The 19,503-nt window shown below is 71.1% G+C and carries 19 protein-coding genes, 5 tRNA genes and 1 pseudogene; 5 read left to right on the forward strand and 20 right to left on the reverse strand.

The window, feature by feature from the left end; all coding sequences use genetic code 11:
* Positions 1-37 precede the first annotated feature (37 nt).
* From OTB19_RS22595 to OTB19_RS22615, 5 genes are all read right to left on the reverse strand, one after another.
* Positions 38-1,138 (reverse strand): DivIVA domain-containing protein, encoded by a 1,101-nt coding sequence (locus tag OTB19_RS22595; RefSeq protein WP_267800182.1) that lies wholly within the window; start codon positions 1,136-1,138, stop codon positions 38-40.
* Positions 1,139-1,241: 103 nt separating this feature from the next.
* Positions 1,242-1,721 carry a pantetheine-phosphate adenylyltransferase gene (gene coaD, locus OTB19_RS22600; RefSeq protein ID WP_199826417.1) on the reverse strand — a complete coding sequence of 160 codons (480 nt, stop codon included), beginning with the start codon at positions 1,719-1,721 and terminating at the stop codon, positions 1,242-1,244.
* Positions 1,722-1,750: 29 nt separating this feature from the next.
* Positions 1,751-2,329, reverse strand: coding sequence for a 16S rRNA (guanine(966)-N(2))-methyltransferase RsmD (rsmD, locus tag OTB19_RS22605; RefSeq protein ID WP_267800183.1), 579 nt, complete (start codon positions 2,327-2,329; stop codon positions 1,751-1,753).
* Positions 2,330-2,390: 61 nt separating this feature from the next.
* The gene (gene recG, locus OTB19_RS22610; protein ID WP_267800184.1) at positions 2,391-4,601 is read right to left on the reverse strand and encodes an ATP-dependent DNA helicase RecG; all 2,211 of its coding nucleotides are present in this window, start codon (positions 4,599-4,601) and stop codon (positions 2,391-2,393) included.
* A gap of 37 nt (positions 4,602-4,638) precedes the next feature.
* The gene (locus OTB19_RS22615; protein WP_267800185.1) at positions 4,639-6,303 is read right to left on the reverse strand and encodes a DAK2 domain-containing protein; all 1,665 of its coding nucleotides are present in this window, start codon (positions 6,301-6,303) and stop codon (positions 4,639-4,641) included.
* A gap of 241 nt (positions 6,304-6,544) precedes the next feature.
* On the opposite strand from OTB19_RS22615, the gene rpmB reads away from it, so the two are divergent.
* Positions 6,545-6,730, forward strand: a complete 186-nt coding sequence (gene rpmB / locus OTB19_RS22620) for a 50S ribosomal protein L28 (RefSeq protein WP_073911113.1) — start codon at positions 6,545-6,547, stop codon at positions 6,728-6,730.
* Between the two features lie 137 nt (positions 6,731-6,867).
* Here the strand turns inward: rpmB and thiD are convergent, their stop codons facing one another.
* Positions 6,868-7,668 (reverse strand): bifunctional hydroxymethylpyrimidine kinase/phosphomethylpyrimidine kinase, encoded by an 801-nt coding sequence (gene thiD / locus OTB19_RS22625; protein ID WP_267800186.1) that lies wholly within the window; start codon positions 7,666-7,668, stop codon positions 6,868-6,870.
* Positions 7,665-8,648, reverse strand: a complete 984-nt coding sequence (locus OTB19_RS22630) for a thiamine-phosphate kinase (RefSeq protein WP_267800187.1) — start codon at positions 8,646-8,648, stop codon at positions 7,665-7,667. Before OTB19_RS22630 ends, thiD begins: the two co-directional genes overlap by 4 nt.
* Before the next feature lie 245 nt (positions 8,649-8,893).
* Between OTB19_RS22630 and OTB19_RS22635 the strand changes: the two genes are divergently transcribed.
* Both OTB19_RS22635 and OTB19_RS22640 read left to right on the forward strand, forming a co-directional pair.
* Complete coding sequence (locus OTB19_RS22635; protein ID WP_030011290.1) at positions 8,894-9,127, forward strand: Lrp/AsnC family transcriptional regulator; 234 nt, start codon at positions 8,894-8,896, stop codon at positions 9,125-9,127.
* Positions 9,128-9,150: 23 nt separating this feature from the next.
* Positions 9,151-9,651 (forward strand): DUF3515 domain-containing protein, encoded by a 501-nt coding sequence (locus OTB19_RS22640; protein WP_267800188.1) that lies wholly within the window; start codon positions 9,151-9,153, stop codon positions 9,649-9,651.
* 115 nt (positions 9,652-9,766) lie between these two features.
* On the opposite strand, the gene OTB19_RS22645 is transcribed toward OTB19_RS22640, so the two are convergent.
* Genes OTB19_RS22645 through OTB19_RS22655 form a run of 3 tightly spaced genes read right to left on the reverse strand, consistent with a single transcriptional unit; the run spans position 9,767 to position 12,723 of the window.
* Positions 9,767-10,924 (reverse strand): D-alanine--D-alanine ligase family protein, encoded by a 1,158-nt coding sequence (locus OTB19_RS22645; protein WP_267800189.1) that lies wholly within the window; start codon positions 10,922-10,924, stop codon positions 9,767-9,769.
* Positions 10,925-10,963: 39 nt separating this feature from the next.
* Positions 10,964-11,974 (reverse strand): NAD(P)H-dependent glycerol-3-phosphate dehydrogenase, encoded by a 1,011-nt coding sequence (locus OTB19_RS22650; RefSeq protein WP_267800190.1) that lies wholly within the window; start codon positions 11,972-11,974, stop codon positions 10,964-10,966.
* Positions 11,971-12,723 (reverse strand): lysophospholipid acyltransferase family protein, encoded by a 753-nt coding sequence (locus OTB19_RS22655; RefSeq protein WP_267800191.1) that lies wholly within the window; start codon positions 12,721-12,723, stop codon positions 11,971-11,973. The genes OTB19_RS22650 and OTB19_RS22655 overlap by 4 nt, the downstream gene beginning before the upstream one ends.
* 190 nt (positions 12,724-12,913) lie before the next feature.
* Here OTB19_RS22655 and cofC point away from each other — a divergent pair.
* Positions 12,914-13,567: pseudogene (cofC, locus tag OTB19_RS22660) on the forward strand (2-phospho-L-lactate guanylyltransferase); the annotation flags it as partial.
* A 319-nt stretch (positions 13,568-13,886) separates the two neighbouring features.
* On the opposite strand, the gene OTB19_RS22665 reads toward cofC, so the two are convergent.
* The 4 genes from OTB19_RS22665 to leuC form a co-directional block, all read right to left on the reverse strand.
* Positions 13,887-14,555 (reverse strand): HU family DNA-binding protein, encoded by a 669-nt coding sequence (locus OTB19_RS22665; protein ID WP_267800192.1) that lies wholly within the window; start codon positions 14,553-14,555, stop codon positions 13,887-13,889.
* Between the two features lie 144 nt (positions 14,556-14,699).
* Positions 14,700-14,927, reverse strand: coding sequence for a hypothetical protein (locus OTB19_RS22670; RefSeq protein ID WP_267800193.1), 228 nt, complete (start codon positions 14,925-14,927; stop codon positions 14,700-14,702).
* Between the two features lie 137 nt (positions 14,928-15,064).
* A complete protein-coding gene (gene leuD, locus OTB19_RS22675; RefSeq protein WP_267800194.1) occupies positions 15,065-15,658 on the reverse strand; it encodes a 3-isopropylmalate dehydratase small subunit in 594 nt (197 codons plus the stop codon).
* Between the two features lie 3 nt (positions 15,659-15,661).
* Positions 15,662-17,086 carry a 3-isopropylmalate dehydratase large subunit gene (leuC, locus tag OTB19_RS22680; protein ID WP_267800195.1) on the reverse strand — a complete coding sequence of 475 codons (1,425 nt, stop codon included), beginning with the start codon at positions 17,084-17,086 and terminating at the stop codon, positions 15,662-15,664.
* A 184-nt stretch (positions 17,087-17,270) separates the two neighbouring features.
* On the opposite strand from leuC, the gene ndgR reads away from it, so the two are divergent.
* The gene (gene ndgR / locus OTB19_RS22685) at positions 17,271-17,987 is read left to right on the forward strand and encodes an IclR family transcriptional regulator NdgR (RefSeq protein ID WP_053675064.1); all 717 of its coding nucleotides are present in this window, start codon (positions 17,271-17,273) and stop codon (positions 17,985-17,987) included.
* Between the two features lie 186 nt (positions 17,988-18,173).
* Here ndgR and OTB19_RS22690 read toward each other — a convergent pair.
* From OTB19_RS22690 to OTB19_RS22715, 6 genes are all read right to left on the reverse strand, one after another.
* Positions 18,174-18,246: transfer RNA gene (locus tag OTB19_RS22690), tRNA-Glu, on the reverse strand.
* Positions 18,247-18,268: 22 nt separating this feature from the next.
* Positions 18,269-18,340 (reverse strand) — tRNA-Gln (locus tag OTB19_RS22695).
* 24 nt (positions 18,341-18,364) lie between these two features.
* A tRNA-Glu gene (locus OTB19_RS22700) sits at positions 18,365-18,437 on the reverse strand.
* Positions 18,438-18,498: 61 nt separating this feature from the next.
* Positions 18,499-18,571 (reverse strand) — tRNA-Glu (locus OTB19_RS22705).
* Between the two features lie 26 nt (positions 18,572-18,597).
* Positions 18,598-18,669 (reverse strand) — tRNA-Gln (locus OTB19_RS22710).
* 86 nt (positions 18,670-18,755) lie between these two features.
* Complete coding sequence (locus OTB19_RS22715; RefSeq protein WP_267800196.1) at positions 18,756-19,484, reverse strand: HAD family hydrolase; 729 nt, start codon at positions 19,482-19,484, stop codon at positions 18,756-18,758.
* Positions 19,485-19,503 lie beyond the last annotated feature (19 nt).

The following is a 19,503-nucleotide window of genomic DNA, read 5'->3' on the forward strand; positions in this document are numbered from 1 at the left end:
CCGCCGCTTCGCTCTGAGCCCAATCCGGCCCCGAGCCTCACTGGCGTCCCTGCTCGTACTGCCGCAGCTGGTTCAGGTCGATCATGCTCGTGTCGAAGAAGCTGGTCTCGTCGAGCGCGGGCTGCGGGGGAACCTGCTGTTCGTGGTGGTGCCCGCCCTGGTGCTGCTGGTGCTGCTGGTCCTGGTGTTGCGGGACCTGCTGCTGGTAGGCCCCGTACGGGTCCGGCTGCTGCTGGTACGAGCCGGCGTAGGGGTCGGGCTGCTGCTGGTAGCCGTACGGATCCTGGTACGCGGCGTACGCGTCCTGCTGGTGGGCCGCGGGCTGCTGGTAGGAGTAGCCGTCGTACACGGGCTCCTGCGGCGCCGGCGCCTGGACCTGGGCGGGGATCACCGGGGCCGTCGGCTCGGCCAGACCGGCCAGGAAGTCGGCGTCGCTCGACGAGCGGCCCTGCTGGAGGCCCGCCGCGTCCTGGGCCGCCATGTGCGCGCCGAGGTCGTCCACGGGCGCGCGCCCGAGCAGCTTCTGGCGGCCGCGTCCCACCGCCTCCAGGGTCTTGGACAGCACCGCCTCGAAGGTCGCCAGCTTGGTGTCCACGTACGCGTCGGCCTGCTCGCGCCGGGTCTGCGGATCCGGGCTGGGCTCGGGGGCGTCGTGGTCCGCGGGGTCCTCGTACCCGTTGCCGCCCGGGCCCGGACCGCGGCCCAGCAGCTTCTCCCGGCCGCGGTCCACCGAGCCGATGGTCTTGCTGAGCACGACCTCGAAGTTGGCGAGCTTGCTGTCGACGTAGTCGTCCGCCTCGGCCCGGATCTCCTCGGCCTCCCGGCGGGCGTCCGCGAGGATCCGGTCCGCCTCGGCCTGCGAGCGGCGCGCGACCTCCGTGTCGGAGATGAGGGAGCCGCGTTGGGCGTGCGCCGACTCGATGATCCGGTCCGCCTCCCGGCGGGCCTCCTCGACCATCTGCTCCCGGCCGCCGATGAGCTCCCGCGCCTGTGCGAGCGATCCGGGCAGTGCCTCGCGCACCTCTTCGAGCTGCGCGAGCAGCTCCGCGCGATTGATCACGCACGAGGAGGACATGGGCATGGACCGGGCGCCGCCGACGGCCGCGACGATCTCGTCGAGCTTCTTCTGCACGTCCATGGGGGCTCGCACTCTCTCGGCCTCGGGCGGTTCCCGAGTCGGACCCGACGACTGTAAGGCCCCGGGGTACGGGCCCGGGGCGAACCGGGGTGACAACGACCCGTCAGCGGTCGCGCAGTCGCTCCAGCAGGGCGGCGTGCACGTGCGCCGGCAGCAGGTGGGCGACGTCGCCGCCCCAGGTGGCGACTTCCTTGACCAGGGAGGAGGACAGGAAGCTGTAGGTGGGGTTGGTCGGCACGAACAGCGTTTCGACGCCCGACAGTCCCATGTTCATCTGGGCCATCTGCAGCTCGTAGTCGAAGTCGCTGACGGCGCGCAGGCCCTTGACGATGGCCGGGATGTCCCGCTGCTTGCAGAAGTCGACCAGCAGTCCGTGGAAGGACTCGACCTCCACGTTCCCGTAGTCGGCCGTCGCCTCCCGGATCAGCTCGATCCGCTCCTCGACGGTGAACAACCCCTGCTTGGACTGGTTGATCATCACGGCGACGTGGACCACGTCGTAGAGCCGGGAGGCCCGGCCGATGATGTCGAGGTGTCCGTTGGTGATGGGGTCGAACGACCCCGGACAGACGGCGCGGCGCAACTGAATTCCCTCGCTCCCCGGTGCGGGCATCATGAGTTTTCGCTGGTGAAAGCGGCGCGACCGTACCAAAGGGTGCCCTCGCCGTACTTCCTTGACCGGAGCGACTCGAACCCCTCGGGCCACGGGAAGGCGCCGCTCCTGGTGCTGCGTTCCACGGTGACCAGTGCGTCCTCCGTGAGCCAGCCATTGGACCGGAGTGTGAGGAGGATCTCCCGGAGTTCCTCGTGCTCCACGACGTACGGCGGGTCCAGGAAGACGATGTCGTACGGCTCCCCGTGGAAGGGGACCGCCACGATCTGTTCGGCCCTGCCCGCGCGGAATTCGGCTCCGGGCAGGCCCACCGAGGTGATGTTGTCCTTGATCGCCTTGGCAGCCTTCGCGTCGGGCTCGACCAGCAGGGCCCGTTCGGCGCCGCGAGAGAGGGCCTCCAGCCCCACCGCGCCGGAGCCCGCGTAGAGGTCGAGCACGCGGGCGCCCTCGACGCCGTGCAGGGACTCCCAGGTGGAGAAGAGCCCTTCGCGCATCCGGTCCGAGGTCGGGCGGGTGCCGGTGCCGGGCGGCACGGCCAGCCGTCGCCCGCCGGCGCTGCCGGCGATCACGCGGGTCATCTGGGGTCCTTCGGTGGGGAGACGGAGAAACGTTCAGCGGTTCAACGATAGGTCGTCGTCCTCAGCCCTTCTCCAGGTACTGCTCGCGCTCGGTGTCCAGTAGAGCGTCCAGGGCGGTCCGCAGGCCGGGCAGGTGCTCCAGCTCGGGGTCCTCGGCGACCACGCGGGTGGCCTCCTCCCGGGCCTGGGCGATGACCTCCTCGTCCTCGATGACGGCGAGCATGCGCAGCGAGGAGCGGACCCCGGACTGGGCCTGCCCCAGCACGTCGCCCTCGCGCCGCTGTTCCAGGTCGATCCGGGAGAGCTCGAAGCCGTCGAGGGTGGCGGCGACGGCAGCGAGGCGGGCGCGGGCGGGGCTCGCCTCGTGCATCTCGCTGACCAGCAGGCACAGCCCGGGCGCCGAGCCGCGGCCGACGCGGCCGCGCAGCTGGTGGAGTTGGGAGACCCCGAACCGGTCCGCGTCCATGATCACCATGACCGTGGAGTTGGGGACGTTCACCCCGACCTCGATGACGGTGGTGGCGACCAGCACCTTGACCTCGCCGGCGGCGAAGCGGCGCATGACGGCGTCCTTGTCCGCGGGGTCCATCCGTCCGTGGAGCACCTCGACGCTCAGCCCGGCGAGCGGGCCCCGGGCGAGCTGGTCGGCGATCTCCAGTACGGCCAGCGGGGGTCGCTTGTCGCCGTCCTCCTCGGCGGCCTTCTTCTTCTTGGGCTCGTCCTCGCCGTCGCCGATGCGCGGACAGACGACGTAGGCCTGGTGGCCGTTCTCGACTTCCTCCCGCACCCGTTCCCAGGCGCGCGCGAGGAAGTGCGGCTTGTCCTTGGCGGGCACCACGTGGGTGGCGATGGGAGAGCGGCCGGCGGGCAGCTGGTCCAGTACGGAGGTCTCCAGGTCGCCGAAGACCGTCATGGCGACCGTGCGCGGGATCGGGGTCGCGGTCATCACCAGCAGGTGCGGGGGCTGTTTGCCCTTCGAGCGCAGCGCGTCCCTCTGTTCGACGCCGAAGCGGTGTTGTTCGTCGACCACGACCAGGCCGAGGTCGTGGAACTGCACCTTGTCCTCGATCAGGGCGTGGGTGCCGATGACGATCCCGGCCTCGCCGGTCACCAAATCCAGCAGAGCCCGGCGCCTGGCCGGCACCCCCATCGAGCCGGTGAGCAGCGTGACCTTGGTGCCCTGGTCGGATCCGCCCAGCAGGCCGCCCTCGGCGAGTTCGCCCATCATCTCGGTGACGGAGCGGTGGTGCTGTTGGGCGAGCACCTCGGTGGGCGCGAGCATCGCGGCCTGTCCCCCCGCGTCGACGACGGCGAGCATGGCCCGCAGCGCGACCATCGTCTTGCCGCTGCCGACCTCGCCCTGGAGCAGGCGGTGCATGGGGTGGTCGGTGGCGAGGTCGTCGAAGATCTCCTTGGAGACGGTCCGCTGGCCCTCGGTGAGGGTGAAGGGCAGCTTCGCGTCGAAGGCGTCGAGGAGTCCGCCCGGGCGGGGTCGGCGCGGGACGGCCGGGAGTTGGGAGTCGGCGTGCCGGCGGCGGGCGAGTGCCACCTGGAGGACGAACGCCTCGTCCCACTTGAGTCGTTGGCGGGCGTCCTCCACGTCGGCCTTGGTGGTGGGGCGGTGGACCTTCAGCAGGGCCTCGGTGAGCGGGACCAGGCCGCGACCCTCGCGCAGGGTGGCCGGGAGCGGGTCGACGGCCTCGCGGACGCCGGGCAGCACCGCGTCCACGCATTTGGCGATCTTCCAGGACTCCATTTGTTTGCAGGCCGGGTAGATCGGGATGAGCCGGCCGGCGAAGGCGGCCGCGGCGTCCGCGCCGCCGGTGTCGTCCGCGTCCCTGCCGAGGGGCTCGTAGGCGGGGTGGGCGAGCTGGAGTTTGTGGTTGAACCGGGAGACCTTGCCTGCGAACATCGCGCGGCTGCCGGGCAGCAGGTCCTTGTGCGGCTTGTGGACGCCGGACCCGAAGAAGACCAGCTGGAGCCGGCCGCTGCCGTCCGTGATGGTGACTTCGAGGCGCTTCCCGCCGCCCCGGCCGCCCTGGTAGGTCAGCAGGCGCGCGTCGGCGACCTGCGCGACGACCGTGACGTGCTCGTCGAGCTGGTCGGCGAGGTCGGCGAGGGAGGTCAGCTCGCCACGCTCGGCGTACCGCCGGGGGTAGTGGTGCAGCAGGTCCAGGGCCGTGTGCAGGCCGAGGTGCTCGGCCAGCACCTTGGCGGTGGCGGGGCCGAGGGTCTTCTTGAGGTCTTCGTCGAGCGCGGGCACGTGTTCCATTGCACACCATGGCGCCGACAAGCCCGTCCTTCGACCCTTATTCGACCCCGATGAGGAGCGGCGCCGAGTACCGTCCGCCCCGGTAGGTGACCGTGTCGACGGCCAGGTGGCCGTGTTGTACGTATGCCTCCAGGCGGGCGGCGAGGGCGTCCGGGACGTCCTCCCCGAGCACCAGGGTGACGAGTTCGCCGCCGGAGCCGAGCATGCGGTCCAGGACGGCCTCGGCGGTCTCCGGCAGGCCGGGTCCGATGACGGCGACGTCGCCGTCGATGAGCCCGAGCACGTCCCCGGCCTGGCAGATGCCGGCGGAGGTGAAGGACTGTCGTTCGGCGACGGCGAGTTCGCCGTAGCGGGTGGCTCCGGCCGCCGCGGTCATGGCGACGACGTCCTCGTCGAAGCTGGCGTCGGGGTCGTGCACGGCGAGTGCGGCCAGGCCCTGGACCGCCGAGCGGGTGGGGATCACGGCGACCCGCACGCCGTCGGCGCGGGCCTGTTCCGCCGCGGCCGAGGCGGCCGCCCGCCACTCGGAGTCGTTGGGCAGCAGCACCACCTCGCGGGCGTGGGCCCGGCGGATGGCGTCGACCAGGTCGGCGGGGGCCGGGGGGGCGTCGGGGCGGGCGAGGACGGTGGTCGCGCCCGCCTCCCCGCACAGTCCGGCCAGTCCCTCGCCGGGTACGACGGCGACCGCGGCCCGCTGGGCGCGCGGGACGCCGGCCCGGCGTCGTTCGTCGCCGAAGTGGGTGATCCGGATGCGGTAGGGGCGTCCGGCGACGACGCCGGCCTCGACGGCGGCGCCCGGGTCGTCGACGTGGACGTGGACGTTCCAGAGTCCGTCGCCGCCGACCACCACGAGGGAGTCACCGAGCCCGTCGAGGCGGGCGCGCAGTTCCCCGACGGCCGGCTCGACGGCCTCCAGCAGGTAGATCACCTCGTACGCGGGCCCACCGTGCTCCTCGGCGCACGGCTCCGGCGACCGGGGTACGGGCACGGCCCGGCCGCGGATCGGTTCGGCGGCGGGTTCCCGGCCGGACAGCGCCTGCCAGAGGGCGCCGAGCACGGCGACCAGTCCGCAGCCCCCGGCGTCGACCACCCCGGCCCGGCCCAGCGCGGCGAGCTGCCCCGGGGTCTCGGCGAGGGCCGCGCGGGCTCCGTCGTAGGCGGCGCGTGCCACGTCGGCGGCGTTGCCGGCGGCGGCCTCGGCGGCGTGGCCGGCCTTGGCCGCGGCCGCGGCGACGGTGAGCATGGTCCCCTCGACGGGGTGCGCGACGGCCTGGTAGGCCTCCTCGGCGGCCCGGGTGAGGGCCCGCGCCAGGAGCGGGCCGGGGTCGCGTCCCTCGGGTTCGGCGCCGAGCACGTCGGCGACGCCGCGGAGCAGTTGGGCGAGGATCGTCCCGGAGTTGCCCCGGGCGCCCGTCAGGGCGCCGTACGCGTAGGCCCGCACGGCCTCGGCCAGGGACAGGGGATCGGGAGCGGGCGTGGCGTCGGTCACGTCGCCGGAGGCCGAGGCGAAGGCGGCGGCCAGCTCGCGGGCGGCCGATTCGGCGGTCAGGTAGAGGTTGGTGCCGGTGTCCGCGTCGGCCACGGGGTAGACGTTGATCGCGTCGATGTCCTCGCGGGCCCGGCCCAGGGCGGTCAGGGCGAGCGAGCTCCAGGTGCGCACCGCTTCGGCGTCGAGGGTGTGCGGCTGAGGCTCGTAAGGCACCGGGCGTTCCTCCTTGTGCGGGCCGGGGTTCACCGCAGGGTAACCAAGGGTGGTCGGCGCCTCGGGGCCGCGGGGCGTGGTCGGCGGGCGCCATGGTAGTTTTCTTGGACCGGCGCAGACGTTGTATGCTGCTCCGGTTGCCCGATGAGAGTCGGGCCATTCCCCCGGCAAACCACTTCGGATCTCTGATTCCGGTGCGCCGGATTCACTGTAAGTGCATCTGAAGTCTTTGGAGTGACCTGTGGCTGCCAACTGCGACGTTTGCGCCAAGGGGCCGAGCTTCGGCAACAGCATCTCCCACTCGCACCGCCGCACCTCGCGTCGCTGGAACCCGAACATCCAGCGCGTCCGTGCCGTGGTCAATGGGACGCCGAAGCGCCTCAACGCCTGCACCTCGTGCATCAAGGCCGGCAAGGTCTCGCGCTGACGCCTCACGTCGGAGCGCAGCCCTTTCCGGTTGCCAAGAAGGCCGGTCCACCTGGTGGGCCGGCCTTTTGCCTTGCCTGAGCGAGCGCGGAGAGCTCCCGGGAACCCGTCGAGGGTTCCCGGGAGCTCTTCGCGCGTTCAGGCCCGCCAACGCCAGGCGTGGTCCACGGGGCCGATGCCGGCGCCGAGCGCGAAGCCGGCGGCGATGGCCCCGGTGACGTAGTCCTTGGCCTCGGTGACGGCGTCGGGGACGTCGAGTCCCTTGGCGAGGCCCGCCGCGATCGCGCTCGCGAGGGTGCAGCCCGTGCCGTGGGTGTGCCGGTTGTCGTGCCGGGGTGCGCGCAGCCACCGCTCGTCGGATCCGTCGGTGAGCAGGTCCACGGCCTGGTCGCCGTGGTCCCGCAGGTGTCCGCCCTTGATCAGCGCCCACCGGGGGCCGTGACCGAGGATCGCGTCGGCCGCCCGCCGCATGTCGTCCTCCGTCTCCACCACCAGGCCGGTGAGGCGGGTCACCTCGTCGAGGTTCGGGGTGGCCACGGTGGCCCGCGGCAGGAGTTCCTCGCGTACGGCGTCCAGCGCCGAGTCGGCGAGCAGCGCGTCCCCGTGCTTGGAGACGCCGACGGGGTCCACGACCGCCGGGGCCGGGGTGCCGGCCAGCAGTTCGGCGACGGTCTCCACCAGCGACGCGGAGGACAGCATCCCGGTCTTGACGGCCTGGACGCCGATGTCGTCCACCACGGCCCGGTACTGGGCCGTCACGGCCTCCGCGGGCAGTTCCCAGGCCCCGTGGACGCCGAGCGAGTTCTGGGCCGTCACGGCGGTCAGCACGCTCATCCCGTGCACGCCGAGTGCCAGCATCGTCTTGAGGTCGGCCTGGATGCCCGCGCCGCCGCCGGAGTCCGATCCGGCGACGGTCAGGCACAGCGGCGGACGGTTCATCGCGCGGGCTCCTCGGCGGTCGGGTCGGCGCCGAAGTGGTCCCAGCCGCCGGTGCTGGTCCAGGGCGCGCCGTCCACGGTCACCTGGGGGACGGCGGAGCGGTTCTGGACCTCTCCGATGACCTTCCAGCGGGCGGGCAGTTTCACGTCGGGCGGGAAGGTGGCCACGATGGCGTGGTCCTCTCCCCCGGTCAGGACCCACTGGAGCGGGTCCACGCCGACGGCCTGGCCGATGTCGTGCATCTGGCTGGGGATGTCGACGGCCGCCGAGCGCAGGTCGATCCGTACCTTGCTGGCCTCGGCGATGTGCCCGAGGTCCGCGACGAGGCCGTCGCTGACGTCGGTCATGGCGGTGGCGCCGAGTCCGGCGGCGGCGGGGCCCGCGTGGTACGGCGGTTCCGGGCGTCGGTGCGCCTCGACGAAGGCCCGCGGGGAGCGGAAGCCGCGCGAGAGGACCGCGAAGCCGGCCGCGGACCAGCCCAGCCAGCCGGTGACGGCCACCACGTCGCCGGGCTGGGCGCCGGAGCGCAGCACGGGCTCGTGGTTGCGCAGGTCCCCGAGGGCGGTGATGGCGACGGTGATGGTGTCGCCCCGTACGACGTCGCCGCCGACCACGGCCGCGCCCGCGACCTGGCATTCGTCGCGGATGCCATCCATCAGCTCGGTGGGCCAGGTGACCGGCAGTTCGGCCGGGACGACGAGGCCGAGGAGCAGTGCGGTCGGCACCGCGCCCATCGCCGCGATGTCGGCGAGGTTCTGCGCGGCGGCCTTGCGGCCGACGTCGTAGGCCGTGGACCAGTCGCGCCGGAAGTGCCGGCCTTCCAGCAGGATGTCCGTGCTCGCCACGACCCGCCGGTCGGGGGCCGACACCACCGCGGCGTCGTCGCCGGGTCCGAGCCGGACCGCCGGGGTGGTGGTGAGCCGTGAGGTGAGCTCTCGAATGAGCCCGAACTCCCCCAGCTCGCCCACAGTGCCCTTCATCGCTGTGCCCCTTCTTGCCCAGTCCGCTTGCGGTCGCGAGCCGTCACAGCTCTGGGTACCGTCAACAGATACGTCAACTTCTGCTCTCCGTGCGCCTCGCCGTGCGTGGAGCCGGGCTCGCGGGTCTCCCCGTGACGCTCGGCGACGCGGTACCGTGGCGTCCCTTCTTGCTCGGGCCCACCCGATGTCCCCGGGCCCACCCGAAGGTTAGGGGAAATGATCCTCGTGGCCGCCCTGGAGGTTCCGTGGTACAGGCGTACATCCTCATTCAGACCGAGGTGGGCAAGGCGTCGTTCGTCGCCGAGTCCATCGGCCAGATCCCGGGGGTGATCCAGGCCGAGGACGTGACGGGCCCGTACGACGTGATCGTGCGCGCCCAGGCGGACACCGTCGACGATCTCGGCCGCATGGTGGTCGCCAAGGTCCAGCAGGTGGAGGGGATCACCCGCACCTTGACCTGCCCGGTGGTCCATCTGTAGCCCCCGTCTACTCTTGGCCGGTGATGTCCCTCCACCGCCGGCCCCTCCGTCTACTGGCCCTTCCCGCCTGCGCGGTCCTGCTGGCTCTCGCCGGCTGTTCCTCGGGCGATGCCGAGGCCCGGGTGGATCCGCCGCCCACGCCGCCCGCCGACGTCGCGGGGCTCTGTGCGGCACTGCACGAGGAGCTCCCGGAGAAGGTGGCCGGCCTGGCGCGGACCACCACCCGACCCGAGTCGGATCTGACCGCCGCGTGGGGCGGCTCGGCGATCGTACTGCGGTGCGGTATCCCCAAGCCGCCCAAGATGTCGGATCCGAAGCAGGACGGCGTCGAGGTCAACGGAGTCGGCTGGTTGCTGGAGAAGCTTCCCGCCGACGAGGGCGGCGGTTTCCGGTTCACCACCGGGGCGCGGCTGGCGTACACGGAGGTCCGGGTCGACAAGGAGCATGCCACGGATGCGGGGATGCTGGTCGATCTCTCCGCGGCCATCGCCAAGACCGTGCCCGTGGGCATCTCCTCGTACTGAGTCGTCCGACCCGACGGGGGCCGCGCCGTGCGGTCTCCCCCACTCATGATGACCGCCCGCCGGGATCCCGGCGGGCGGTCGTCGTGTGCGTGCGGTCGGGCCGGCGCCGGGTCGTCTAGCGCAGCCCGGTGGAGCGGCGCAGCGCGGCCTGGATCAGGCGGTCCACCAGCTCCGGGTATTCGATGCCGGACTCCTGCCACATGCGCGGGTACATGGAGATCGGGGTGAAGCCCGGCATGGTGTTGATCTCGTTGATGACGAAGGTGCCGTCCTCCGTGAGGAAGAAGTCGGCGCGCACCAGGCCCTCGCAGGACGCGGCGTCGAAGGCCTCGACGGCGAGCCGGCGCACCTCGGCGGTCTGCTCCGCGGTGAGCGGGGCGGGGACGATCCCGGAGGCGGAGTCGATGTACTTCGCCTCGAAGTCGTAGAAGTCGTGGCTGGAGACCGGCGGGATCTCGGCGGGGACGCTCGCGCGCGGCCCGTCCTCGAACTCCAGGACCCCGCACTCGATCTCGCGGCCGCGCAGCAGCGCCTCCACGATGATCTTCGGGTCGTGGCGGCGGGCCTCTTCGATCGCGGCGTCCAGGCCGGACGCGTCCTCCACCTTGGTGATGCCGATGGAGGAGCCCGCGCGGGCGGGCTTCACGAACAGCGGCCAGCCGTGTTCGGCGGCGAAGTCCAGGACCTTGGCGGTGGCGGCGGACCGGTCGGCCTCCCACTCGCGCGGGCGGACGGTCACGTACGGGCCGACGTTCAGCCCGAAGGACGTGAACACCCGCTTCATGTAGTCCTTGTCCTGGCCGACGGCCGAGGCGAGGACGCCGGAGCCGACGTAGGGGATGCCGGAGAGTTCCAGCAGGCCCTGGAGGGTGCCGTCCTCGCCGTACGGGCCGTGCAGCACGGGGAAGACGACGTCGACCTCGCCGAGGGCCTTGGGAACGGCGCCCGGCTCGGTGTAGACGACCTCGCGGTTGGCCGGGTCGACGGACAGGACGACGCTGCCGTCCTCGGAGTCGGCCAGGTCCTCGACGCTCGGGAGCACCCGCTCGGCGATCGCCATGCGGGAGGGCTCGTCGGCGGTCAGCGCCCACCGGCCGTCGGTGGTGATGCCGATGGGCAGCACCTCGTACTTGGACCGGTCGATGGACCGCAGCACGGCGCCCGCCGTGACGACCGAGATGGCGTGTTCCGAGCTGCGGCCGCCGAACACGACGGCCACGCGGGGCTTGCGGCCCTGCTGCTCAGGGGTCTGGGGGAGGTTCTCGCTGCTCATATCGCCACGAGAGTACCCGCTCAGACGTCCGGAATGGAGTCAGCGCCGTTCCGGTTTGGCGCTGCGCCCCATGAGTTCCTTGAGCGCGACCAGCGTGGGCTTCCCGTGGTGCACGATGTCGACCACCGTGTCGGTGATCGGCATGTCCACTCCGTACCGGCGTGCCAGATCCGCCACGGACTGGCAGGACTTGACCCCTTCCGCGGTCTGTCGGGTGACCGCGATGGTCTCCTCCAGGGTCATCCCGCGGCCCAGGTTGATGCCGAAGGTGTGATTGCGGGAGAGCGGCGAGGAGCAGGTGGCGACGAGGTCGCCGAGCCCCGCGAGACCGGAGAACGTGAGCGGGTCGGCGCCCATCGCGAGGCCCAGGCGGGTGGCTTCGGCGAGGCCGCGGGTGATGAGCGAGCCCTTGGTGTTGTCGCCGAGGCCCATGCCGTCCGCGATGCCGACGGCGAGGCCGATGACGTTCTTGACGGCGCCGCCGAGTTCGCAGCCGATGACGTCGGTGCTCGTGTACGGGCGGAAGTACGGGGTGTGGCAGGCGGCCTGGAGGCGCCGGGCCACGGCGTCGTCCACGCAGGCCACCACGGAGGCGGCGGGCTGGCGGGCGACGATCTCGCGGGCCAGGTTGGGGCCGGTGACCACGGCGACGCGCTCGGCGGGGACCTTGGCCACCTCCTCGATGACCTCGCTCATCCGCTTGGCGGTGCCGAGTTCGATGCCCTTCATGAGGGACACGAGCACGGTGTCGGGCGCCAGCAGGGGCGCCCACTCGGCGAGGTTGCCGCGCAGGGTCTGGGAGGGCACGGCGAGGACCGTGAAGTGGGCGCCCCGGGCCGCCTCGGCCGGGTCGGTGGTGGCCCGGATGTTGGCGGGGAGTTCGACGCCGGGGAAGTAGTCCGGGTTGGTCCGGTCGTTGTTGACGGCGTCCACCAGCTCCTGGCGGCGGCCCCACATCGTCACCTCGCAGCCGGCGTCGGCGAGCACGACGGCGAACGCCGTGCCCCACGAGCCGGTTCCGAACACGGTTGCCTTCACGGGACCTGTCACTTCTTGCCCTCCCCCGCGGCGTTGCGCCGCTGCTGCGCCCTGGCTTGGCGATGGTCGTACGGCTGCGCGGGCGCGCTTTCGCCCCGCAACTCCTCCAGCAGCTCGGTGATGGCCGCCATGATGACCTCGGTGACCTCCTTGAGCACGTCCGGGGTGGGTTCCCGGCCGTGGAAGGCGGAGAGGTCGACGGGCGGTCCGGCGAGCACCTGGAGTGTCTTGCGCGGGAACAGCCGGAGCTTGTCCGTCTTCGCGTAGGGCGGCATCGCGAGATTCGCGCCCCATTGGGCCACCGGAATGACCGGGGCCTTGGTGATCAGTGCCACGCGGGCGGCGCCGGTCTTGCCGGCCATCGGCCACATGTCGGGATCGCGGGTGAGGGTGCCTTCCGGGTAAAAGGCCACGCATTCACCGCTCTCGATGGCCGCGACGGCCGCCCTGAATGCGTCGAGGGCGTTGGTGGTCTCCCGGTACACGGGGATCTGACCGGAACCACGGAGGATCATGCCGACAAAAGGCACCTTGAAGAGGCCGGCCTTCGCGAGCAATCGGGGCACCCGGCCGGTGTTGTACTGGAAGTGCGCGTACGAGAGCGGGTCCAGATACGAGTTGTGATTGACGGCGGTGATAAATCCCCCGTCGGCCGGAATGTGCTCCATTCCCCGCCAGTCCCGCTTGAAGAGCACTACCAGCGGCGGTTTCGCGATGACCGCCGCCAGGCGGTACCAGAAACCGATTCTGCGGCGGGACACTCGAACACCTTCCTCTAGGACCGGTGCGCGGCTTGGGCACCTCGTCGGCCGGACAAGTGTGGCCCCAGGCCCGGTCTCTGTCGAGAACACCGTACGCCCCGCTCACACCGCCCGGCCTCCCCTCTGCCCGGGTGGAGGTGACAATGGGCCGACTGATGACCTGGCCATGACCTGACGATGGCTTGAGCGCGTGCGGGAGCGCACCGGAGGGAAGGGAGCCGCCACGAACGCCGTCTGGAGTCTGGTCGTCCCGCTGAAGCCGCTGGCACTGGCCAAGAGCCGTCTCGCGGCGGCCGTCGGGGGCTCTCGCGCGGGGCTCGCGCTGGCCTTCGCGCAGGACACCGTGGCGGGGGCGCTGGCCTGCGCGGCCGTCGCGGATGTGGTGGTCGTCACGGACGACTCGGCGGCGGGTCGGGAACTGGCCAGGCTGGGCGCGCGCATCGTGCCGGACGCCCCGGGCGCCGGCTTGAACGCCGCCCTGGCTCACGGGGAGCGGGCCGTGCGCCGGCGGCGGCCCCGGGCGGCGGTGGCCGCGATGAACGCCGATCTGCCCGCCTTGCGACCGCCCGAATTGCTACGCGTGCTCGATGACGCCTCGAAATTCCCCCGAGCATTTCTGGCGGATGCGGCGAGAATCGGGACGACGTTGCTTTCGGCTGCTCCGGACGTGGAATTGGCACCCTCGTTCGGCGGCCCGTCACGGGCCCGCCATTGCGCTTCGGGGGCGGTGGAAATCGCCCTGACGGACGTCGACAGCGTGCGCCGGGACGTGGACACCGCGGCGGATCTGCGGACGGCCCTCGCGCTCGGCGTGGGGCGTCACACCGCCCGATACAGTGCCGGTATGCAGGCGACCGCGTACACGTACGACTCCCAGACCCGCAGTGGCAGCGTGCTGCTGGACGACGGCACCCCGGTGTCCTTCGAGGCCCCGGCCTTCGACGCGGGCGGCCTGCGGCTGCTGCGCCCCGGGCAGCGGGTGCGCATCGAGACGGACGGCGAGGGCGGGACCCTGCGGATCACCCTGATCACGCTCCAGACCTTCTGAGGTCCGCCCCGTTCGCTTCCGCACCCGTCCCGGACGGGGTCTTGCCCTCCGGACAGCACCGCGGGCCGGCTTCCCCCCGCGGGGGAAGCCGGCCCGACGTGTGTGACTCGCGCCCCTACTTCTTGCGGGCGGTCGTCTTCTTCGCGGTGGCCTTGCGCGTCGCCGTCTTCTTGGCGGGCGCGGTCGTCTTCGCGGTGGCCTTCTTGGCCGCCGGAGCGGTCTTCTTGGCGGTGGCGGTGGTCTTCTTGGCCGCCGGGGTGGCCTTCTTGGTGGTGGCGGCCTTCTTCGCGACGGCGGACTTCGCGGCGGTCTTCTTGACGGTCGCCGTGGCCTTCTTGGCCGTGGTCTTCTTCGCGGTCGCCTTCTTCGCGACCGTGGTCTTCGCGGCGGCCTTCTTGGCGGTGGTCGCCCTCTTGGCCGCGGCCTTCTTGACCGTGGCGGAAGCGCCGCCGGACAGGCTGCCCTTGGGGGCCTTCTTCACGGCCACCTCGTCGCCCTTGGGGAGCTTCTTGGTGCCGCTGACCAGGTCCTTGAAGCCCTGGCCGGCTCGGAATCGGGGAACCGAGGTCTTCTTGACCCGGACGCGCTCACCCGTCTGCGGGTTGCGGGCGTAACGGGCGGGGCGGTCGACCTTCTCGAACGAGCCGAAGCCCGTGACCGAGACCCGGTCGCCCGCGACCACGGCGCGGACCATCGCGTCCAGTACCGCGTCGACAGCGTCCGCGGCCTGCTGACGGCCGCCCAGCTTGTCGGCAATCGCTTCTACGAGCTGCGCCTTGTTCACGTCTTCCCCTTCGGAGACTTCGCCAGAACGAATGTGTTCAAGCTTATTTCGCACGTTAGGCGGATATATACCGCAAATCAAACACGAAACGGGCTAATCACCCTAGTGCCGCAACGTTGTAGGCCGTTACGGAGTTCCTTCGCATCAGTCGCCTTCAGGGAATCGACCCTCGTCGAGGTCCTTCATCAACCTGTCCAGGCGCCTTGCCGCATCGGCCAGATCGTGCTTCGACGCGGCCGTGACGACCAACAGCTTCCGGGACAGCGCCATCCTTACGCCCTCCGGGACTTGCAGTGTGCGCACCCTTGTGTGTGCTTCTTTCAATCGGTCCGCGACGAGTTCGTAGAGCTCAAGTTGACTGTCGCGTTCCATGCACAGATTGTGCCATCTGGGGCGAGTTGTCGCCTCACGGGGCCTCAACACACGGCTGTGCCCCCCGCCTGAGGGCGAGGGGCACAGTGTGGTCCATGTGGTCGCCCGAAGGCGAATAAGCGCTGATCAGGCTGGAATCAGACCCGAATCGTGCGGGGCTTGTGGCCCGGCCGGGTGCTTTCGTAGGTCGCGATGTCGGCTTCGTTCTGAAGGGTGAGCGAGATGTCGTCCAGCCCCTCCAGCAGACGCCAGCGGGCGTTGTCGTCGAGTTCGAACTCGGCCTCGACGCCTTCCGCTCGGACCTGGCGGTCGACCAGGTCGACCGTGATCTCGGCGTCGGGGTCGGCCTCGGTGAGTTTCCAGAGCCGCTCGACGGTCTCCTGCGGCAGTACCACGGTCAGCAGGCCGTTCTTCAGCGAGTTGCCGCGGAAGATGTCGGCGAAGCGGGAGGAGATGACCGTCTTGAAGCCGAAGTTCTGCAGGGCCCAGACGGCGTGCTCGCGCGAGGAACCGGTGCCGAAGTCGGGGCCGGCGACCAGGACGGTCGCGCCGGCGCGCTCCGGGCGGTTCGTGACGAACTCCGGGTCCTTGCGCCAGGCCTCGAAGAGCCCGTCCTCGAACCCGTCGCGGGTGATCTTCTTCAGCCAGTGGGCCGGGATGATCTGGTCGGTGTCGACGTTGCTGCGGCGGAGCGGGACGGCCCGGCCGGTGTGGGTGGTGAAGGCTTCCATGGTTCAGACTCCGGCGGTCGCGTCGGCGGCGGACAGGTCGGCGGGCGAGGCCAGATGGCCCAGCACGGCGGTGGCCGCGGCCACCTGCGGGGAGACCAGGTGGGTGCGCCCGCCCTTGCCCTGCCGGCCCTCGAAGTTGCGGTTGGACGTGGACGCGGAGCGCTCACCGGGCGCCAGTTGGTCGGGGTTCATGCCCAGACACATCGAGCAGCCCGCGTGCCGCCATTCGGCGCCGGCCTCCTTGAAGACCTTGTCCAGGCCCTCCTCCACGGCCTGGAGGGCGACCCGGACCGAGCCCGGGACGACCAGCATCCGTACGCCCTCGGCGACTTTGCGGCCCTCGATGATGCCGGCGACGGCCCGCAGGTCCTCGATGCGGCCGTTGGTGCAGGAACCTACGAAGACGGTGTCGACGTTGATGTCGCGCAGCGGCTGTCCGGCGGTCAACCCCATGTATTCCAGGGCCTTTTCGGCGGCGTTCCGCTCCGAAGCGTCCTCGTACGAAGCAGGGTCGGGGACGTTCGCGGACAGCGGCGCGCCCTGGCCCGGGTTGGTGCCCCAGGTGACGAACGGGGACAGCGTGGTGCCGTCGATGACGACCTCCGCGTCGAAGACCGCGTCGTCGTCGGTGCGCAGGGTCTGCCAGTACGCGACGGCCGCGTCCCACTCCTCGCCGCGGGGCGCGTGGTCGCGGCCCTCCAGGTAGTCGAAGGTGGTGCGGTCCGGGGCGATCATTCCCGCGCGGGCGCCGGCCTCGATCGACATGTTGCAGATGGTCATCCGGGCTTCCATCGACAGCTTCTCGATGGCCTCGCCGCGGTATTCCAGGATGTAGCCCTGGCCGCCGCCGGTGCCGATCCGGGCGATGATCGCCAGGATCAGGTCCTTCGCGGTGACGCCCTCGGCCAGCGCGCCTGTGACGGTGATGGCCATCGTCTTCGGGCGGGCCAGCGGCAGCGTCTGGGTGGCGAGTACGTGCTCGACCTGGCTGGTGCCGATGCCGAAGGCCAGCGCGCCGAAGGCGCCGTGGGTGGAGGTGTGCGAGTCGCCGCAGACCACGGTGGTGCCCGGCTGGGTCAGGCCCAGCTGCGGTCCCACGACGTGGACGACGCCCTGCTCGACGTCGCCCAGCGAGTGCAGGCGCACGCCGAACTCGCCGCAGTTCTTGCGCAGCGTCTCCAGCTGGGCCCGGGAGACCGGGTCCGCGATCGGCTTGTCGATGTCGATGGTGGGGGTGTTGTGGTCCTCGGTCGCGATGGTGAGGTCGAGGCGGCGAACCGTGCGCCCGGCCTGGCGCAGGCCTTCGAACGCCTGCGGGCTGGTCACCTCGTGCAGGAGGTGGAGATCGATGAAGAGCAGATCGGGCTCGCCCTCCGCGCGCCGGACGACATGGTCGTCCCAGACCTTCTCCGCGAGTGTCCTACCCATCGCTTTCCCTCCGGCCGGCCGGTTGTGCCGGCGCTTATTAGAGATCCGGTGCGCCTGATCGTCCGTACCCCACGCGCCGGACCGAGGCTCGGACCCAGTGGTTCGTGGACCCGCACATACAGACTCGCTGGTTCTTGGAAAAATTGAACTTGCGTTTCACAGTGTGAGACGCGAATATCGTTTCATGGACAACTCTAGCGGCGTCGGCGTTCTCGACAAGGCAGCTCTGGTACTGAGCGCACTGGAGTCCGGTCCGGCCACCCTCGCCGGGCTGGTCGCGGCGACAGGGCTCGCACGACCCACGGCACATCGCCTTGCCGTGGCACTGGAACACCACCGGATGGTGGCGAGGGACATGCAGGGACGTTTCATCCTCGGTCCGCGGTTGGCAGAGCTTGCCGCCGCGGCCGGCGAGGACCGCCTGCTCGCGACGGCCGGACCGGTGCTCACCCACCTCCGTGACGTGACCGGGGAGAGCGCGCAGCTCTACCGGCGTCAGGGCGACATGCGCATCTGCGTGGCGGCGGCCGAGCGGCTGTCGGGCCTGCGGGACACCGTCCCGGTGGGCTCCACGCTCCCGATGAAGGCAGGTTCGGCGGCGCAGATCCTGATGGCCTGGGAGGAGCCCGAGCGGCTCCACCGCGGGCTCCAGGGCGCGCGTTTCACGGCGACGGCGCTCTCGGGCGTACGGCGCCGCGGCTGGGCGCAGTCGATCGGCGAGCGGGAGCCCGGGGTGGCCTCCGTGTCGGCGCCGGTGCGCGGACCCTCGAACCGGGTGGTCGCGTCGGTGTCGGTCTCCGGGCCGATCGAGCGCCTGACCCGGCACCCGGGGCGGATGCACGCCCAGGCCGTCATCGACGCGGCCGCCCGCCTGTCCGAGGCCCTGCGCCGAACCGGCTGACCCTCTTTCCGCACTCCCCCACTCCCCCGGGTCCGGGGGCGCGTACGACGCCGCACACGTCCTGTACACGCGCCTCCGGGCCCGCACTCACGAGGCGCCGGCGCGGCGGTTCCGCGACCGTCGCACCCGACGGCGGACATACGAAAGAGGCCCTCCGCGATGAACGCGGAGGGCCTCTTCGATGCGTACCCCCGACCGGATTCGAACCGGCGCTACCGCCTTGAGAGGGCGGCGTGCTAGGCCGCTACACAACGGGGGCTAGCTGTTACTGCGGTGCTGCGCTGGGCTACCAGGACTCGAACCTAGAATAAGAGAACCAGAAACTCTCGTGTTGCCAATTACACTATAGCCCAAAGGTCTAGACCAGCTAGACACAGTACCCCCGACCGGATTCGAACCGGCGCTACCGCCTTGAGAGGGCGGCGTGCTAGGCCGCTACACAACGGGGGCCCTAGCGATCCTGCATCAAAACATCCGGGTGCGACCCTGGAAATCTCGCGGGAAGGATCTGTACCCCCGACCGGATTCGAACCGGCGCTACCGCCTTGAGAGGGCGGCGTGCTAGGCCGCTACACAACGGGGGCAAGCACTGCGTTACTTCTGCACTGCGCTGGGCTACCAGGACTCGAACCTAGAATAAGGGAACCAGAAACCCTCGTGTTGCCAATTACACTATAGCCCACCAAAACTCAAGCCCTTGCGGCGCTTTCGTTTGGTTAGCGCCCCCGTCCCGGCCTTTCGGCCCGCTCGGGCGGCGCAGAAAGAACATTACCGGATGCCTGACCGTGCTCCAAAACGGGTATCCGCGGCCAGCAGCGCGGGCAGCCGCCCGAGTCCGTCGATCCTGTGTACGCCCTCGGGCCCCGGGCCCGCGTCGCCGCGGCGGTCGAGCCACACCGCCGTGAGGCCCGCGTCACGGGCGCCGCGGGCATCGATCTCGGGCTGGTCCCCCACGTACACGACCTCGCCCGGCGGCAGTCCGAGCGCCTCGCAGGCCCTCAGGAAGGCCTCCGCGGCGGGCTTGCTGACGCCCAGTTCGGCGGCGCAGACCAGCACCTCGAAGCGTTCGCGCAGGCCGAGCCGGCGCAGCTTGGGGTCCTGGTTGGCGAGCGAGGAGTTGGAGAGCACGCCGTGCCGGTAGCCGGCGGCGAGGGCGTCCAGCGTGGGCAGCGCGTCGGGGAACAGGGTCCAGGCGGTCTGGTAGTGGGCGACGTACCGGTCGAACCACTCGTCCGCCTCGGGGCCGCTCAGGCCGGGCAGCTCCAGGAAGTCCCGCACCCGGTCCCGGCGCTGCTCCCGGAAGGTCACCCGGCCCGCGGCGAAGCGGTCCCAGTGCCGTTCCGTGAGCCGGCGCCACAGCGCGAGCGCCTCGGCGGGCGACCCGTACCGCGCCTCCAGGCCCTCGTCGGCGAGGTGTGCCGCGAGGCCGGCCGTGTCCGCGCCCGTGTAGTCGAAGAGGGTGTCGTCGATGTCCCACAGCACAGCACTGATCGGCATGGGGCCGAGGCTACGCCGA

The sequence above is a fragment of the Streptomyces sp. H27-H5 genome (genome assembly GCF_026627505.1).
Taxonomy (GTDB): Bacteria; Actinomycetota; Actinomycetes; order Streptomycetales; family Streptomycetaceae; genus Streptomyces.

What these genes read in the sequence shown, in the direction of transcription:
- OTB19_RS22670 (WP_267800193.1), bottom strand. Translation starts at nt 14,927, where the DNA reads ATGGAACGCGACAGTCAACTTGAGCTCTACGAACTCGTCGCGGACCGA.
- thiD (WP_267800186.1), bottom strand. Translation starts at nt 7,668, where the DNA reads ATGAACCGTCCGCCGCTGTGCCTGACCGTCGCCGGATCGGACTCCGGC.
- leuC (WP_267800195.1), bottom strand. Translation starts at nt 17,086, where the DNA reads ATGGGTAGGACACTCGCGGAGAAGGTCTGGGACGACCATGTCGTCCGG.
- ndgR (WP_053675064.1), top strand. Translation starts at nt 17,271, where the DNA reads ATGGACAACTCTAGCGGCGTCGGCGTTCTCGACAAGGCAGCTCTGGTA.
- recG (WP_267800184.1), bottom strand. Translation starts at nt 4,601, where the DNA reads ATGGAACACGTGCCCGCGCTCGACGAAGACCTCAAGAAGACCCTCGGC.
- leuD (WP_267800194.1), bottom strand. Translation starts at nt 15,658, where the DNA reads ATGGAAGCCTTCACCACCCACACCGGCCGGGCCGTCCCGCTCCGCCGC.
- rsmD (WP_267800183.1), bottom strand. Translation starts at nt 2,329, where the DNA reads ATGACCCGCGTGATCGCCGGCAGCGCCGGCGGGCGACGGCTGGCCGTG.
- OTB19_RS22715 (WP_267800196.1), bottom strand. Translation starts at nt 19,484, where the DNA reads ATGCCGATCAGTGCTGTGCTGTGGGACATCGACGACACCCTCTTCGAC.
- OTB19_RS22640 (WP_267800188.1), top strand. Translation starts at nt 9,151, where the DNA reads ATGTCCCTCCACCGCCGGCCCCTCCGTCTACTGGCCCTTCCCGCCTGC.
- OTB19_RS22630 (WP_267800187.1), bottom strand. Translation starts at nt 8,648, where the DNA reads ATGAAGGGCACTGTGGGCGAGCTGGGGGAGTTCGGGCTCATTCGAGAG.
- OTB19_RS22645 (WP_267800189.1), bottom strand. Translation starts at nt 10,924, where the DNA reads ATGAGCAGCGAGAACCTCCCCCAGACCCCTGAGCAGCAGGGCCGCAAG.
- OTB19_RS22595 (WP_267800182.1), bottom strand. Translation starts at nt 1,138, where the DNA reads ATGGACGTGCAGAAGAAGCTCGACGAGATCGTCGCGGCCGTCGGCGGC.